5 protein-coding genes are annotated in these 16879 nt (G+C 33.6%); 4 read left to right on the plus strand and 1 reads right to left on the minus strand.

Annotation, left to right across the window (positions count from 1 at the left end; genetic code table 11):
- The first annotated feature begins 1 nt into the window (after window position 1).
- The 4 genes from ASE40_RS18535 to ASE40_RS18550 all read left to right on the plus strand — a co-directional run bounded on the left by ASE40_RS18535 (window position 2) and on the right by ASE40_RS18550 (window position 15556).
- Complete coding sequence (locus tag ASE40_RS18535; protein WP_198530128.1) at window positions 2-6376, plus strand: T9SS type A sorting domain-containing protein; 6375 nt, start codon at window positions 2-4, stop codon at window positions 6374-6376.
- 93 nt (window positions 6377-6469) lie between these two features.
- Complete coding sequence (locus tag ASE40_RS18540; RefSeq protein ID WP_057118608.1) at window positions 6470-8917, plus strand: hypothetical protein; 2448 nt, start codon at window positions 6470-6472, stop codon at window positions 8915-8917.
- 39 nt (window positions 8918-8956) lie between these two features.
- Window positions 8957-14530 (plus strand): fibronectin type III domain-containing protein, encoded by a 5574-nt coding sequence (locus tag ASE40_RS18545; RefSeq protein WP_082586837.1) that lies wholly within the window; start codon window positions 8957-8959, stop codon window positions 14528-14530.
- On the plus strand, window positions 14531-15556 hold the full coding sequence (locus ASE40_RS18550; RefSeq protein WP_057118610.1) for a hypothetical protein: 1026 nt from the start codon (window positions 14531-14533) through the stop codon (window positions 15554-15556).
- Between the two features lie 147 nt (window positions 15557-15703).
- Here the strand turns inward: ASE40_RS18550 and ASE40_RS18555 are convergent, their stop codons facing one another.
- On the minus strand, window positions 15704-16612 hold the full coding sequence (locus ASE40_RS18555) for a LamG domain-containing protein (protein ID WP_057118611.1): 909 nt from the start codon (window positions 16610-16612) through the stop codon (window positions 15704-15706).
- Window positions 16613-16879: the final 267 nt, after the last annotated feature.

Consider the following 16879-nt stretch of genomic DNA (forward strand, 5'->3'; position numbering starts at 1 on the left):
TATGAAGAAAATTCTACTCTTTTGTTTACTATTAACGTCCTTATTTACTTATTCTCAAACGGGAGTGAAAAAAGTGACTATTGGTAATCCTCCAGCAATTGTTATCGACGGTACACCAAAAGATGCTTCAGGTTTTGAGCAATATAATGGTCGCATCGAAAATTTTGGTATATCTGGCGGAACATTACTAAATAATGCAGATTATATCGTATCATGGAAAAAGGATGGATCAGATTTTACTCCAACTAATTTAAATGCACTTTTGGGAGGAAGCTATGTTGTAACAGTTACAGATTCTAAAAGCTGTTCTACTTCCAAAACTTTTATCGTAGGTCGACCAGATCCACTACAAGTTACTCTTTCTGGCAATACCACTATTGCGTGCTCTGGCGGTACTGGGAGTTTAATTGCGTCTGTATCAGGTGGGACTGCTGGTTACGTCTATGAGTGGCAGAAAAAAGGAGGAACTGTCCAAAATCCAACTTATACTACCGTATCTGGACAATATACTTATAATCCTTCAGGTCTGTTAACAGGTACCTATAGAGTGGTTATTACAGATAGTGCAACTCCTGCCAATACAGTTACATCAGCTGATATTTTCCTGGGAGAAAATACTAAAATAACAGTAACAAACAAAAACATTGTAGATGTAAAATGTAAAGGAGAATTTACTGGAAGTGTAAATTTATCTATTACAGGAGGAACAGGAAGCTATAATGTAACTTGGTTAGATGGTGCAACTGGCCCTAATAGAAGTGGCTTAAAAACGGGAAATTATGACTTTACTATCACCGATACAAATGTACCAACATGCTCTATATCAGGATCTGCTTTTGTAAATGAACCTAGTACAAAGGTATCAATTAATCCAACAATAATTCAGACACAACCCTCAACTCCTACTGCTTTTGATGGAAAAATCAAAATATCAGGAACTGGAGGAATTCCAGGCTATACTTATGCTTGGTATAAAGGAACCACACAAATTAATCCAGATCCTGACAATGATGGTGAAGCCGTTGGCCTTGACAATGGAACTTACCATGCTGTTGTAACAGATGCAAATGGCTGTCCGATCACAAGTGCAGACATGGTACTAAATGCATTAGCTGTAACAATTGATGCTCATACTGATATTAAATGTTACGATGAATCAACAGGAAGCATAACTGCAAGAGCTTTTGGTGGTCTTGGTTCTGGTTATACTTACAAATGGTATAAAATTAATAATGGTGTTGAGACTAATCTTTCAATAACAACACCTCAAATTAACGCTATTCCTTTTGGTACTTATAGAGTAAAAGTCAATGAAGGACAAACCCCTTCATCGTTTATTGATTATACTCTTATACAGCCAAATCAGCCATTACAAGTAACTCATACTAAAGCTGAACCAAGCTGTTACGGGGGAAGTAACGGTAGCATTATCCTTACTGTTTCTGGCGGAACCGTGGGAAGCGGGTACACCTATTCTTGGAGCAACGGAAGTACTGTAAAAGATCAAACTAATCTAACTGCGGGAACTTATTCTGTAACTGTAAAAGATGCAAACGATTGCCCTCAAACGATAAGCGGAATTCTTATTGGTCAGCCTGATGCTATTACCATTCCAACACCAACAATAACAAACGTTGCTATTTATGGACAAAGTACTGGTGCAATAACGCTTAATCCTATTAGCGGTGGAACTCCAAATAATGGAACTTACACATACAAATGGACATACGATAAAGACAATACATTTTTAAAAAATACACTAAATATTTCTGGCCTTAAAGCTGGAAAATATACTCTGGTGGTTACAGACAAGAATTCTTGTACTGCAACACAAACATTCACTATTGCAGAAAATCCTGAATTGATTGTGACTTTAAATGAATCTAAATCGATTAAATGCTTTGGAAATACGAACGGAGAAATAATAGCTAATGTAAGCGGAGGTGTTTTAAACTATACATACAATTGGTACAAAAACGGCGGCTTAATTGCTGGAAATACCAATATTATTACAAGTTTAGGATTTGGAAAATACAAACTAATTGTTACTGATAATGTTAATGCAGTTAAAGAAACAGCAGAACTCGATCTTAAACAGCCCGATCTGCTAACTGTTTCATTAACTTCAAAACTACCTGTTCTGTGCTATGGAAATAGTACTGGGACAATAGACATTACGCCTGCGGGAGGAACTTTGCCTTATACTTATGTGTGGAAAAAAGATGGTTCAGCAGCTACTTATGCTTCTACTCAAGATTTAACAGGACTTTCATCAGGATCCTATAGTGTTTTAGTGACAGATGATAATGGATGTACAATTCCATTAAATAATATTGTAATTACTCAACCAGCAGCGCCATTAACAATAAACGATGTTCAGGTAAAAGATTTAACTGGATTTGAAACTAAAAACGGAATCATAGAAGTTAATGTAACTGGCGGAACTGCTGCCTACACTTATGAGTGGAGAGTTAAAGGAAACACAACTATTATTGGTTCTGCAAAACTCCTAAATCAATTAGATGCCGGCACTTACGTTCTAACTGTAATTGACCAAAATAATTGTTCAACAAGCAAAGAATATACATTAATACAGCCGCCAAGATTAGATATTACAGGAATTCAAATGACGCCGAATACGCAGGTAAAATGTTATGGCGATAAAACTGCGGAATTAACTGCAACCGTTATTGGAGGTGTTCCTGCTTATATTTATAAATGGTACAATGTTTTAGCCCCAGCCACTATCTTATCAACCACAAAAACGGTTTCTAATTTAGGAGCAGGAAAATATATCGTTGCTGTTACAGATCAAGAAAACAACATCTTGTACGGAATTAACGAATACACTATTACACAGCCTAACCCTTTAGCTATCACCAATACAAAAACAGAGGTTTCTTGTAATGGCGGAAATGATGGAACAATTAATCTAACCATAACTGGAGGTTCTTCTGATTACAATATTATATGGGATTACAATTCAGCAAATAATAACGGAAAAACTAGTATTACTGGCCTTCCCGCTGGAACTTATAACGTAACGGTATCAGATAAAAATGCTGTCAACTGTTCAATTAGTAAAACAATTACAATTACAGAACCAACAGATGCATTAACAATAGCAAGCGAGAATGTTAAAAATGCTTCTGGATTTGGCTTGAGCAACGGAAAAATCACTGTTCAAATTTCTGGAGGAACTCCTGCTTATTCTTATAAATGGTTTAAGAATAATGTAGAAATCATGGGTCAAACTACAGCTATTTTAGACAATCAATTAGCTGGATCATACAAATTAGTGGTAACCGATAGTAAAAATTGTTCTATTGAAAAACCTTATACTATTATTGAACCATTAGAACTTAAAGTAAATATTTCAATCACCAAAACGATTGATTGTTTTGGCGCAACAGGTATTTTAAAAGCAAAAGCTGCTGAAGGAACTGGTGTTCCAAACGCACAAGGATTTTATACTTACAAATGGTATAAAGAAAATGGTACCTTAATCAATACAACTTTAGATGCTGAAGCAGCAACAGGAAACATTGTAACAGGTAAATATTATGTGACTGTTATAGATTCAAACAACAATCAAGTAACTTCTCCTCTATTTGAAATTAAGCAGCCAACTCAAATTATTGTTACAACAGCAAACAAACAAGATGTTACTTGTTATGACGGATTTGATGGAGTAGTCGAAATTAATGTTACTGGAGGAACTCCAGATATCGTTGCGGGAGCCCCTGTATATACTTATTTATGGAGTAACGGAAGCACAGCCAAAAACCAATACAGCTTAAGAAAAGGCACCTATTCTGTTTCGGTTTATGACGGAAATTTATGTGTGGGAACTTTAAGCAATATTATAATTGATCAGCCGCAAGATTTCGGATTTGATTTAGACAAAATCGTACCAACTATTCCAACCGCTGGAAATAGTGACGGTGCACTGCATATCGAAATCGTAGGTGGAGTTGCTCCTTACAGATATGTATGCAAAGACAGCAACGGAACTATTATTAAAGATGTTCCAAATTCGACATTAAAACAAATTGATTTTACAAATCTTGCTTCAAGCATATATACAGTTTCTGCAACAGATGCAACTGGATGTACAAAATCAACAGAATTTGATTTTAACAATAATGTATTAGAAATCAGCATTAGTCAATCGGCAGAAATTACTTGTAACAATGGTCAGAATGGTTCTATAACTGCAGTGGTTAATGGCGGATTTGGTATAAGAACTATTTCTTGGTACAAGAACGGAATAAAAATTCCAAACGAATCTAGTGCACTATTAAACAATCTGGAAATTGGAACTTATTATGCAATTGTAAAAGATTTTAATAAAGTAGAAGTTACTAGTAAATCAATTGTAATTACACAGCCAGATGCTATAGTAGTAACAAATACACAAAAAAATGTGAGCTGTCTAGGTTACAATGATGGTACAATTACTCTTACTGCTTCAGGCGGAAGCAATATATTTCAATACCGTTACAAATCGCAAGATTCTGGATACAGTAATTGGGTAGCTTTTGATAATTTAACCGCAGTAATTCCTAATTTAAAAGCAAACACTTACGACATACAAGTACAAGACAGTAAAGGTTGTAATTACACTTCGATTGTAAATGTTGAAATTACAGAACCTAAACAACTTGTAATAATTCAAAACACAGTTACTCCTGCTACAGGTTTTGGACTTTCTAACGGAAGCATCAGCATCACTGTTCAAGGCGGAACAACAGCTTATAACTATAAATGGTTTACAAGTTCAAATGTTCAAGTAACTGGGACAACCTCAACAGTATCAAATCTAGCAGCAGGTAAATATTATGCAATTGTAACAGATGCTAAAGGATGTTCTGTAACTTCAGAACTTTACGAAATATCACAACCTGCATTATTAGTAGTAAATATTACGCCAGTAAATGCAGTTTTATGTAACGGAGATAAAAATGCAAGTCTTAGAGCAAACGCAGCTGGTGGTCTTGCTGGTTACACATATAAATGGCATGCTGTTCCAGATACAGGAGTTTTAGGAACAAATGTAACTTTAGGAAATCTAGGAATCGGAACGTATTATGTTGAAGTAACCGATACCAAAAACAACGTTTCTAAAAGTGATTCGTTTATCATTAATGAACCTCAAAAATTAGACAATACACTTTCTGCTGATTACACATTGTGTGGTGACGGAAATGATTGGACAATTGCTCAAACTCCAGTTGGCGGAACTAAACCATATAATTATTTATGGAATACTGGAGCAACAACAGAAATTCTAAAAAATGTTGCACCAGGAACTTATGCTGTAACAGTTACCGATTTTAACGGCTGCAGCTTTACTAAATCTATTTCGTTTGTTGCTCCAGCGCATCTTGATGCTTCAGAAACCATCAAAATGCCAACATGTTATCTTGGTTCTGATGCAAAAATTGTTGTAACTCCAATTGCTGGTACTGCTCCATATACTTATTTATGGAATACAGGCGAAAAAACAAATACACTTAGCAATGCATCTGCGGGCGAATATTCGATAGAAATTACAGATTTCAGAGGTTGTAAAATCACAAGAAATTACACTGTTGTTGATCCTCCAAAAGATGTGATTTATCTTGGAGAAGATGTTACGCTCTGCTACAAACAAAGTCTGACAATCAATGCAACAATAGATGATGATCAAGCAACTTATTTGTGGACTTCTGATAAAGGTTTCAAAAGCACGAATGCAATGATTACTGTTTCTGAACCTGCTAACTATACTGTTGTGGTAACAAACAAATTAGGATGCCAGGCAACAGATACTATTAAGATATCTAGTCAGGAATCTGACATTAGCGCTGAGTTTGCGATGTCTTCTCAAGTATTTGTAAATGAAAAATTCATTATCGTTGATATTAGTAATCCAAAAGCAGATAAAATCGAATGGATATTACCTTCAGAAGCAGTTGTAAGTACCAATAACGGAGATTATGCCGAAATGAGTTTTGCAAAAGCAGGTGAATACGATATTACTTTAAACACAGAAAAAGGAAGATGTACGGCTAATCAAACCAAAACAATTTTGGTTACAGAAGGAGAATATGTCGATCCGGATGAAACAGATTTACAGAAAAAATTCGACTTGAAAATTTATCCAAATCCTTCTAACGGAGTATTTACCGTAGACGTCACATTAGATAAAGTAATGCCGGCAAGCATAAAAGTGTATAACCTAAATAATAATGTAGTAATTGCTTCTAAAAGTGAAAATGGAAAAGATGCATATTCGTTCAATTTTAACTTAAGCGGACTTTCATCAGGGATTTACTTTGTATTGTTTGAATCGCAGCAAGGAACTAAGCTGAGAAAATTAATTATACAATAAGCCCAGTCATTAAACCAAAAAGTCAATTTTTAATAAAATAGTTCGAAATATAAGGTTAGCCCTTCCCTATTTCATTGCCCTGAATTTATCATAATGAATTTAAAAAGAATATTATTTTTTAGCATCGTATTGTGTAATGCCTTAGGATTTGCGCAAAATTTCAATGTTGAAGAATTAGGAAAAGCCAAACTAATAAATGTCTCCGGTGGTGCTTCTGCCAGCGGAGTATTCTATTCTGGAAATGCAGCCAGAGAGCCTTTTACCTATTTCTTAAACGGAAATATTAATGTGAACGTCGCAGGTTTATATAATATACCTTTTTCATTTTCGTATACCAGTCAAAAATTTGGGTACAATAAGCCTGTTCTTATGAATCGCTTAAGTATTCATCCTTCTTATAAATGGATTACAGGGCATATTGGAGATGTGAGCATGACTTTTTCTCCTTATACTTTAGCAGGACATCAGTTCACAGGTTTAGGTGTTGATTTAACGCCGCAGGGAAAATTTAAGATTAGTGCAATGTACGGACGTTTAGTTCGAAGCAGCGAATACGATGTTTTAAACACCGAACTTGTTCCTACGTACAAAAGATTTGGTTACGGATTTAAAACCCAATATTCTTTAGAAAAAATAAATATTGGACTTACCTTTTTTAAGGCTAAAGACGAGATGAATTCGCTATCAATTCCAATTCCGTATGAATTAGGTGTTTCTCCAAAAGAAAATGCGGCAATTAGTTTTGAAACTTCTTTTAAACTATTCAAAAAATTACAAGTTTTAACGGAATTTGCCAATAGCAGTATTACCGAAGATACAAGAGTACTCGATAATAGAAAAGCCGAAAATGTTGCTTCTTTATTTTTAAACTCTAACTCAACAACAGCAAGTTATAAAGCCTTAAAAGGACAGTTGGTTTATCCTGCCGGCAAAGGAACTTTAGGTTTAGGCTACGAACGCATTGATCCAAACTACAGAACATTAGGAGGTTATTATTTTAATAATGACTTAGAAAATGTTACCGTAAATGCTTCTCAGACTTTATACAAAGATAAATTGAGTTTAAACCTGAATTTAGGTTTACAGAAAGACAATTTGGACAAACAGAAACAAAGTCAGATGAAAAGACTGGTTTCTTCTATCAGTGCCGATTTTAGAGCCAACCAAAAATTAAACTTCAACCTTAATTACTCTAATTTTCAATCGTATACCAACAGCCGAAATCAATTTGATTACATCAATCAAACCTCAGAATATGAATTTTTAGATACCTTAAATTTCAGACAAGTCAATCAAAACGCAGCCATTACTATTAATTACCTTCTTAAAAATGATAAAAAGCAAAAACAAGCTTTCAATGCGACATTCAGCATGCAAGATGCAGTAAATCAGCAAGAAGGAAAAACAATTACAGGCGGTGCAAGTACTTATTACAATACAGGACTTTCCTATATTATTGGTTACCCGAAAAAAGACCTAAATCTAACCGCTTCTTTTAACAGTACTATTGGAAAACTAGATGCTGGTGATAATTTAATTTTAGGACCAACAATTGGAGCTACTAAATTATTTTATGACAAAAAACTAAATACCTCGTTTTCTACTAGTTACAATACCAGTTTTAATGATGGTGAAAAAGTAAATGACGTTTTTAATATCCGCTTAAACGGATCTTATATCTATCTGCAAAAGCATAATTTCGGATTGAACTGTATAACACTTTTTAGCAGCTCTCAAACTGTAAGAAATAATGATATAACAGCAACTTTATCATACACGTATTCTTTTGATAAAATAAAACTTCGTCCAAAAAGAGTAGAAGAAAAACCAGCAATTACGGCAAATGAAACACCAGATAATATTCTCAAAATTTCATCCAAAGATGTTGTTTTGGAAGGAACAAAAAGTGAAATTATCACAAAACTGGAACAGCTTCAAAATGATTTAAAGCCAGTTCCTGAATCAGAATCAGAAAAACTGAATCAACTTCTTAATGTTGTTCGAATGACATTAGACGACAAAGAATTCAAAGAAAAAGTATTGGATTATCTAGATGCCTATAATTTAGACAAAGAAACCGCTGCTCAATATAACGCTATACTTTTTGATATTGTTCAGCAATTAAATCGCGAAATAGCAGCAAAAGATCAAAATATCGAACAGGTTTATGTGGCCGCAATTGGCCGTGTCAATACAGATAAAATGCACGGAGTAAACAGCGAAGATGCAAAAGATAAAGCCGCTTACAACAGATATTTAAAATTAGTAGAAAGAAGTAAAAAAAGTGAAGAACAGCTAATCCATCACAGATGGATGATGAAAGAGTTTGCGCTTCTTGCAAAGTTACCACAGAGCGAACTGCAGAATAACGAATCATTCGCTGCTTTCAGTAAACAGGAAGTCAATACATTTTTTGATTTAAATAATGACAAAAAACCTGCTGCAGAAATCAGTAAAGAATTAGAAGAAAAAATGATTCCATTTTATCATCAATTAGCGGTAGAAAAAGCAGTAAACGATTCAATCGAATTAAAACATTAAGAGAAGATTTTAAAGTATAATAGTTATAAAAACACCCAAATGCTAAAAAAACTACAATTTCAACTATTTCTAACCCTTGGGTTTTGGCTTTCGGCAATGGTTTCTGGTATGGCACAGACTTTTCCAGTTACTATCAGTACGCAGATTACACAGCCATCTCCAATCTACTTAAACAATTATGCCGATGCGACTACCATAAATAGTCCTATTAAAGTGCAGATTACCTTAAACGATTTAACGATTTCTAATCGCCAGATTCGATTAAAATGTTATTTCCAAGGACAGTCGATTTCGCTGATGACAAACGATTTTGTAGTTGGAGCGAGAGATCTTTTTCTAGAAGGTGGAGTTCCGCTTCAGTTGACCAACGTAGATTTAGCACCATACTTTGAATATCAAAATCTTCTTGGAGTTAACCCAAATCAATATGCTCAGGCACTTCCAGAAGGCATTTATACTTTTTCTGTTGAGGTTTATGATTTTGCGACCAACAAAAAACTGTCTAAAAAAACCAGTGTAACAACGATCATTTTTCAAAATGATCCACCGTTCTTGAACCTGCCATTGAACAATGCTTCAATAATGCAGCAGAACATTCAAAACATTATTTTCAGCTGGACACCTCGACAAATCAATGTCAGCAATGTAGAATACGAATTTTCATTAGTTGAAATCTGGGATAAATATACTCCAGTTCAAAATGCATTTGCTTACTCACCTCCTCTTTATACAACCACAACACGTTCGACTACACTGCAATATGGCGTTTCAGAACCGCAATTACTTCCTGGCAAAAAATATGCTTGGAGAGTAAAAGCAAAAGCTCTCTTGGGAGCTGAAGAAGTTGGTGTTTTTAAAAATAACGGATACAGCGAAATTTTCTCTTTTACTTACGAAACCTATTGTACGGCGCCGCTGGCAATCACTACCACAGATATCAGCCAAGATCAAGCTAAAATAACGTGGAGCGGTGACATTGACAATTTTGATTATCAGGTAAGTTACCGTGAAAAAAATGCAGATTCAGATTGGTATAAAATAGTTACGCCAAGAGAATTTGCAACTATCAGCAATTTAAAACCAAATGCAACTTACGAATATACTGTTGGTGCATCTTGCGAAGTTGGTAAATATACCCACAGTACAATTCAGGAATTTACCACAATGGCAAAAGACGAAATTGCTTTTGTAGGCTGTGGTATTAAGCCAGATCCGGCAGATTTAGCCAACAAAAATCCGCTTCCAGAATTATTTGCTAATGATGTAGTAAAGGCGGGAGATTTCCCGATTGTGGTATTGCATGCGAACGGAAGCAATGGTAAATTTAGCGGAGACGGTTATGTTACTTTGCCATTCTTAGAAAAATTCAGAACTCTTATAGATGCCGCAAATGCTGCAGGTGGTCCAGATATTGGAAAATATTCTCGTATCAGAATCACTTTTGATAACATTGGTGTCAATACCGATTTTAAACTGATTTCAGGAGAAATTATCGCGAGTTATGATCCTACATGGAGCAACATGGCTGATGGTGATAAAATCCTTACCGATATTTTAGGAAGTGACGGAAAACCAATTGAAGGAAAACTAGATTATGTTGTAAAATCGGCGACTTTAAATCCTGATGGAAGTACAACTATCATTGGAGAAAATGGAGCTAAAACAACGCTTCCAAAATCTCCATACGATCAGGTTTATACGGATAAAAACGGAACTACTGTTACAATTCCTGCTAACGGAAGTGCTGCGCCAACTATTGGTGCTCCTGCCCCTGGCGGAAAAGCAACTGCTTCTAATACAAATGGAATGTCATCTAGCGGAGAAGTTGCTCAAATTTCATCTCCAGATGTAAAAATTACTTTTGAAGATAGTAAAGAAGCCAAATATGCTTTTGACCCACAGCCTGAAAATGGATCTGCAAAACTTAAAAGCAGTTACGAACTTATTCCAACAGGTGACGGAAAAGTTTATAAAGTTAATTACAAAGCAGTATCAGACTTAAAAGGAGACGATTATGTTATCGCAAGAGCAGAATTCTCTAATGGTAAAAAAAGCTCTGATATTGTCTTTAAAACAAGCTCTGGAGGAAAAGTTGATGCCGAATGGAACACATCAGACAATACCGCAAAAATTTTACTGAAGAAAACGCTGAATTTTGGTAAAGATGCCATTATTGCAACAGTAAAAGGAGCACCAGTAAAATCGGCACAAGACACAACTAAAACTGTAGAAGGAAAATCTGATGTTGCAGGTAAATTAAATGTTTGGCATTTAACCAAGAAAACGCCAATTAGTGTAACCTTATTAGGAATAAATGGAGCAAAAACTCCAGATAATGCTGATGCAGCAAAATTCCTTAATGATGTTTACAACAAAGCTGGTATTGAGTTTACAGTAACCTCTCAAAATGTAAAAATTAACGATCTGCCATCTGAAATAGAAAGTGGCAACAGTGATCTTTTAAATGTTTACACAGACGGCCAGATAGATATAATAAGTCAAATAGAAGCTAATGCCGATTTTAAATACAACGATAAAACGTACTATGTTCTATATACTGGAAAATCGGGCCAAAATGGTTACGATGGTTTTATGCCTTTAGGCGGTCAGTACGCCTTTGTATTTAATAACGGAAATCTAAAAACTGCTGCACACGAATTAGGACACGGTATTTTTGGACTAAAACATCCATTTTCAACAGAAGCAGAATCAGGTAAAACTAATCTTTTAATGGATTATGGAAACGGTACTGTTTTATCTCACAACGATTGGGACATTATTCATAGCGGCGGATGGAAATTCTACGGTTTCCAGAAAAGTTCTTCTGGGGCTTTGGCTGGTGGATATGGAATATCTCCAATGTTTGAATTTGTCAAAACTCAATTGACAAGTGTCTATTCAGGAGATTATATTGCAGATGATGGTTTTACATCTGGTTTTAGTGACTTATTAGATAAAGAGATCGTAAATTATGTTTGGGATGATAAAAAACATGAGTATGTCTATATTCATGAACTAAATGGTATTGAAAAAAGAGAAATTCACGCAGTAACAAAAACTGTAACGGGTAATCCTTGGATCTGGTTATTTGCGAATAATAAAGGTGAATGCAATGTAGATAAAAAATACATTAGGACTAAATACGAAAACATAAAATCTTTCATTAGTTCTGGAAATACTGCTGGTTTACAAAGATATATAAAATCAATACTTGATGACAAATTTAAAAAAGAAGGAGTAAACGATTTTAGAGATCAAGTATGGGGTATTTTAAATTGTACATCTGATAAAGGTACTACAGGTGGAACTGGTACTGATATAGCGTATAAAGATTACTTGGGTGGCTTAGGTAAACAATCAAATAAAGGATATAAACCAGACGCAACAAATGTTAATGCACAAGAAAATCATACATATGATTATTCCGGTGTTATTTCAGAGAAAGAGAAATTAAAAATAATTTCTCAAATGAAGAATATCAGCACTGAATCTGGTCTGATTGCTAAAATTTTCATTACTGATGTCAAAACTCTTCCAGAAAAGAAAAAAGAAGTTAGCGATTATTTAGCAAATTTATCAGGTTCTCAAGTAGCAGTTTGGATAGATTTTAACGCTAATGGAGAAGCTACGGTAAAAACCATTATAGGATCTGCAGTTAATGGTAGTGGAAATGGAGATGTGAACAAATTTTTGGCTATTGTAAGTGCTGTAATTCCAAAATTCGATGGTACTTACAATTATTTCAATCCACTAACAGCAATTTTAGATGGTATTGCTAGTATAGTTACTAAAGCCAAAATTCCAGAGCGTTTTTATAATCCTGAAATTACTACTAATGATTATAATCCTATTTTGTATTATGCAGGCTTGGTAGACCCGTTTGCATGGTCTGCACTACTTGGCGATCAAATGTTGCAACAAAATAATATTACAATTACCAATTCAAAGTTGGTAAAAATTAGTCATGTCCATTTTGCTTTTAAATGTGGTGTATGGAATGGTTTAGTAGATCAAGTAAAAGGACTCGCAGAAATGACTGCAATAGTTACCAATCTTATTGATGGAGGTGATCGTGCTGGAGAAATGTGGGAAGGAATTAAGAAATTAGACATTTGGTGTACAGAGAGTAAAGATGGAAATGTCTGCATATGGAGTCTTGTTAAAAAATCGCACACAGGACAAACATGTCAAATCGCAGAAACTGTTGGCTACGATGTCGCTAATATTATCACAATTGCTATTTCATTTGCTAAAGTTGGTAAAGTTGCACAAATAGCAAAAGTTATAGAGTCTTTAGATATGGTAAGCCAAACTATGAAACTTGCAGGAAAACTTATCAAGATTACTGTTAAAGGAACTGGTACAGCCGCCAGATTTAGCTTTGCTGTTTCTAAAGCTTTTATTGCTCCTGGTTTAAAATTCGCAAAATTAAATAAAACATACTGTGCATTATTTCCTATTGCAATAGATTTAACAGAAAACGTTGATAATGCTGTTAGTAAAGCCAAAGAATTACTTAAGAAAAGTCCAGCAGATTTTGAGAAAGCAGTGACAATATTAACTGAACCAGATGTAGATGGAAACGTAATTGCGGAAATTGTTGAGAATGGAGAAAAAATCAAAATTTTATTAAATGAAAGTGAGGATAAATTAAGGAAAAGTGCAAGCGAAATTGTTGAAGATGCAGGTGAAGCTATTGTAGCACGTCTAAAAAAATTAGGTTTAGTTGAAGATGATATAAAAAATGCACTAGAAAAAATAGGTAGTTCGCCTACAGATAGCAGTAAATTATTAGAAATTCTTGAAAAAGCTCCATTTAAAGATGATCTTTCTAAATTAAAAGATCTTCTTAAAGATATAACTGCAAGTACTGATCTACAAGATTTTGTAAAACAAGGTAAAGATTTTACAAAAGAATGGTTAATTTTAGAAGCATATCCTAGTTTTAGAAAACTAGGTGTACATATTGACAAAATAAGTTCTATTTTAGCTAAGGGACATGTTAGTGTAGATGATCTAACAACTATCTTAACGGTGAATAAAGGATTAGGTAAAAGGGCTACTGATTTAACAAACTTTTTAAATGATTTAGATCATTTTGCATTATATGCGAGACAAGATGGTTTTGGATCAATTATTTCTGGCCTGAAGGCACATTGGTTTAATGGTGCTGGGGCAGATGGTGCTAATTGGGTAATTGCTGTCATACGCAAAGAAGGTGATAATGTTTTTGTACCATCTAGAACTAATTTTGAAGTCTCTGCATTAGCAAATACTCGAAGATATGATGCAATAGTTGGTGAAACTGGTAATAAATCAGCAAAATATTTTGAATTTAAATCATATAGCAAAGTACCTCCGACTGATTTTGCAAAACAATTTTTGGGGGATTTAAGTAATGGGGATATAGTTGATTTAAAACAGTTGCAATGGCTATTCGATGCAGGCAAAAACCCTCCCGATTTTGCTTCTAACATGAAAAAAGCAATAGATAACTTAGAAATTACAGATGATATGGCTAAAAAATTCTTGAAAGATGTTGAAAATCCAACCGCTTCTAAACTAAAAAAATATTTAAAGGAGGATTTTGATGAAATATTTAAATTGAAATAAATGAAAATATTAGCTAAAATAGATAATGTTAAAAACAACATTTGGAATATAGATAATAATATAATTATCCTAAAAGATAACACATTAATTAATCTAGATACTAAAAGAGAATTAAATTATAAAAACGATGTTATTAGATGTTTTTACAGCAATAACTATATATATTTTATAAAAAAAAATGAGTTAGTCCTGTTAAATGTTGATTTCACCATTGTAAATACAATAAATCAAAGTAATGCAACAGGTTTAAGTATTTTCGATGAGAATAATTATGTGATTTGGTTTGAAAATGAAGATGGTGATGAATACTATAGTTTTTATAAGGAAAATAATGCAGAGGGAACTGCAGATTCTTTTTTTGGAAAATTTTTAGATATTAGTTATAGTTATAGATTTAAAAAAAGAAAAGAACGAAGCTCATTTGTACTTTCTAATTTATTAAATACTAATACATATTTTGAATATAAATGTGAACCACATGAAGAGATTGCGGGAGATATAATTAAATATAAAGGAATTTTAACTTTTTATACAAGAGAGATTGAAAAAGAGTTATATGATTCTAAGTATTGGATTAATGTACTGGATATTAAAACACGGCAAATAATTTATAAAATTCTTGTTGAGCATTATGGAGCTAATTTTAATTACAAAAAAGGGCAATTTGTCTCCATACAAGCAACAAATCAAAACAATAAAATAGTAAAAAGTTATGAAATTTTAAATATCAATAATGGCGTAATTCAAAGGGATAATTTCAAATTCAATGAAGAAATGTTTTCAGTAGGTACGGCAGTCCAATACATTGACAACAATAAATTATATTTTGTGGATAATGTATATTCTTACGAAGAACAAAAGAAAAAGTCTCCAAAAATTGGTTGTTTTAATGTAGAAACAAAGCAAATAGACTTTTTTGAAGAATTAAAAGAAGCAGAAGGTTTTTCAATAAATCAAATTATAAGCAAAAACGATTTAATATATGTAAAAACTGATAATAATGAAGTGTTTACTCTAAAAATTTAATTTTATTATAATTCAAATCATGCAAACCTCAAAAATAACAAGATACGCCATAATATTACTAGTAGTTTTATTCGTAGTAATTAGCGTATTAAGCTAAAAATAAAGCCTTTTGAAATTCAGAAGGCTTTATTTTTTTGAATATGTAACTTATTTTTTTGGAGAACCATTTGTAACCTTAATCAAATAAGTTCCTTCGGGTAGATCGGCAATATTAGATCCGTTGGAGTCCATTATTTTTTTGCCTTGTGAGAAAACCTCAATATTTTTTCCACCTCTATTGGTTTCATTTGAAGAAGAAGCAACAACAATAGGAGCTGGTGACTTTACAGGTGTAGGTGTTGTTTTCTTTACTGTGTTAGCAACAGGCGAGGCTTGTGCTGGAGCAGCAATAGCAGCAGTTGCTTTAGAGCTGTTATAGGCTTCCCTAACCTGCTCATCTGTCATAGCAACAGTATATAATCTAAGATCGTCAATATCTGCATTGATACTTGTTGCGGTATTTAATTTTCCTATATTTAAAATATAACCCTTTGCCGAACGCTGAATTCCTTCAACAGATTTTAATAATTCTCCATTACGGTAAATTTTAGAGACATTTCCATCATAGGTTATGCTATAGAAATACCAAGTTTCCTTTGCGAGCGGTACAGAAACTACAACATTATTGGCATCTCCCCAGCCAACTAAACTTAGATCCGAATTACCTGAAACTGCTGGCTGCTGTATTAATCCGAAATACTGTCCATTTGCTGCAGCCCCATATCCTAAAATATAATTGGCTGCAGTTACAGCATTAAATTTCACCCATACAGATATCGTCTTTGGCTTATTATCCTGCGGAAGATCGCCCACCACAGCCTGATACGCTTTATTCGTAAGACGTAAAGCACTTTTAGGACTTCCCATTCTGTCATTTACAAAAACAGGGGCACCTAAAAACGAAACTGAATTATCTGCACTATTTAAATTTCCGTTGAAATTAAATTCCTGAACCGGGTTTTGCGCGTTGGTATTTAAAAAACTTACAAACATTAAAGTGAGTAATATTTTTTTCATATGTATAGATTTTTTTCAGAATATTTAATTTGAGACAAAACTTGGATGACAGCTATCTAAATGACCAGATTGTGCAATTTCAAGTTTCATTTATTTTTTTTTATAAATTTTGTTAAAACTATAAATTTAATTCAGCATCACCAAACAATTCCTACATACAAATAAAGAATTCTCACAAAATAAAAGAACAAACATTGATAAACATTATTCCTATATTCTATTTTAAAAAATTATATTTGCCAGTAATAAATCTAATTATCAATAATT

Source organism: Flavobacterium sp. Root935 (assembly GCF_001429295.1).
In the GTDB taxonomy this organism is placed as follows: Bacteria; Bacteroidota; Bacteroidia; order Flavobacteriales; family Flavobacteriaceae; genus Flavobacterium.

What these genes read in the sequence shown, in the direction of transcription:
- ASE40_RS18535 (WP_198530128.1), top strand. Translation starts at nt 2, where the DNA reads ATGAAGAAAATTCTACTCTTTTGTTTACTATTAACGTCCTTATTTACT.
- ASE40_RS18540 (WP_057118608.1), top strand. Translation starts at nt 6,470, where the DNA reads ATGAATTTAAAAAGAATATTATTTTTTAGCATCGTATTGTGTAATGCC.
- ASE40_RS18545 (WP_082586837.1), top strand. Translation starts at nt 8,957, where the DNA reads ATGCTAAAAAAACTACAATTTCAACTATTTCTAACCCTTGGGTTTTGG.
- ASE40_RS18550 (WP_057118610.1), top strand. Translation starts at nt 14,531, where the DNA reads ATGAAAATATTAGCTAAAATAGATAATGTTAAAAACAACATTTGGAAT.
- ASE40_RS18555 (WP_057118611.1), bottom strand. Translation starts at nt 16,612, where the DNA reads ATGAAAAAAATATTACTCACTTTAATGTTTGTAAGTTTTTTAAATACC.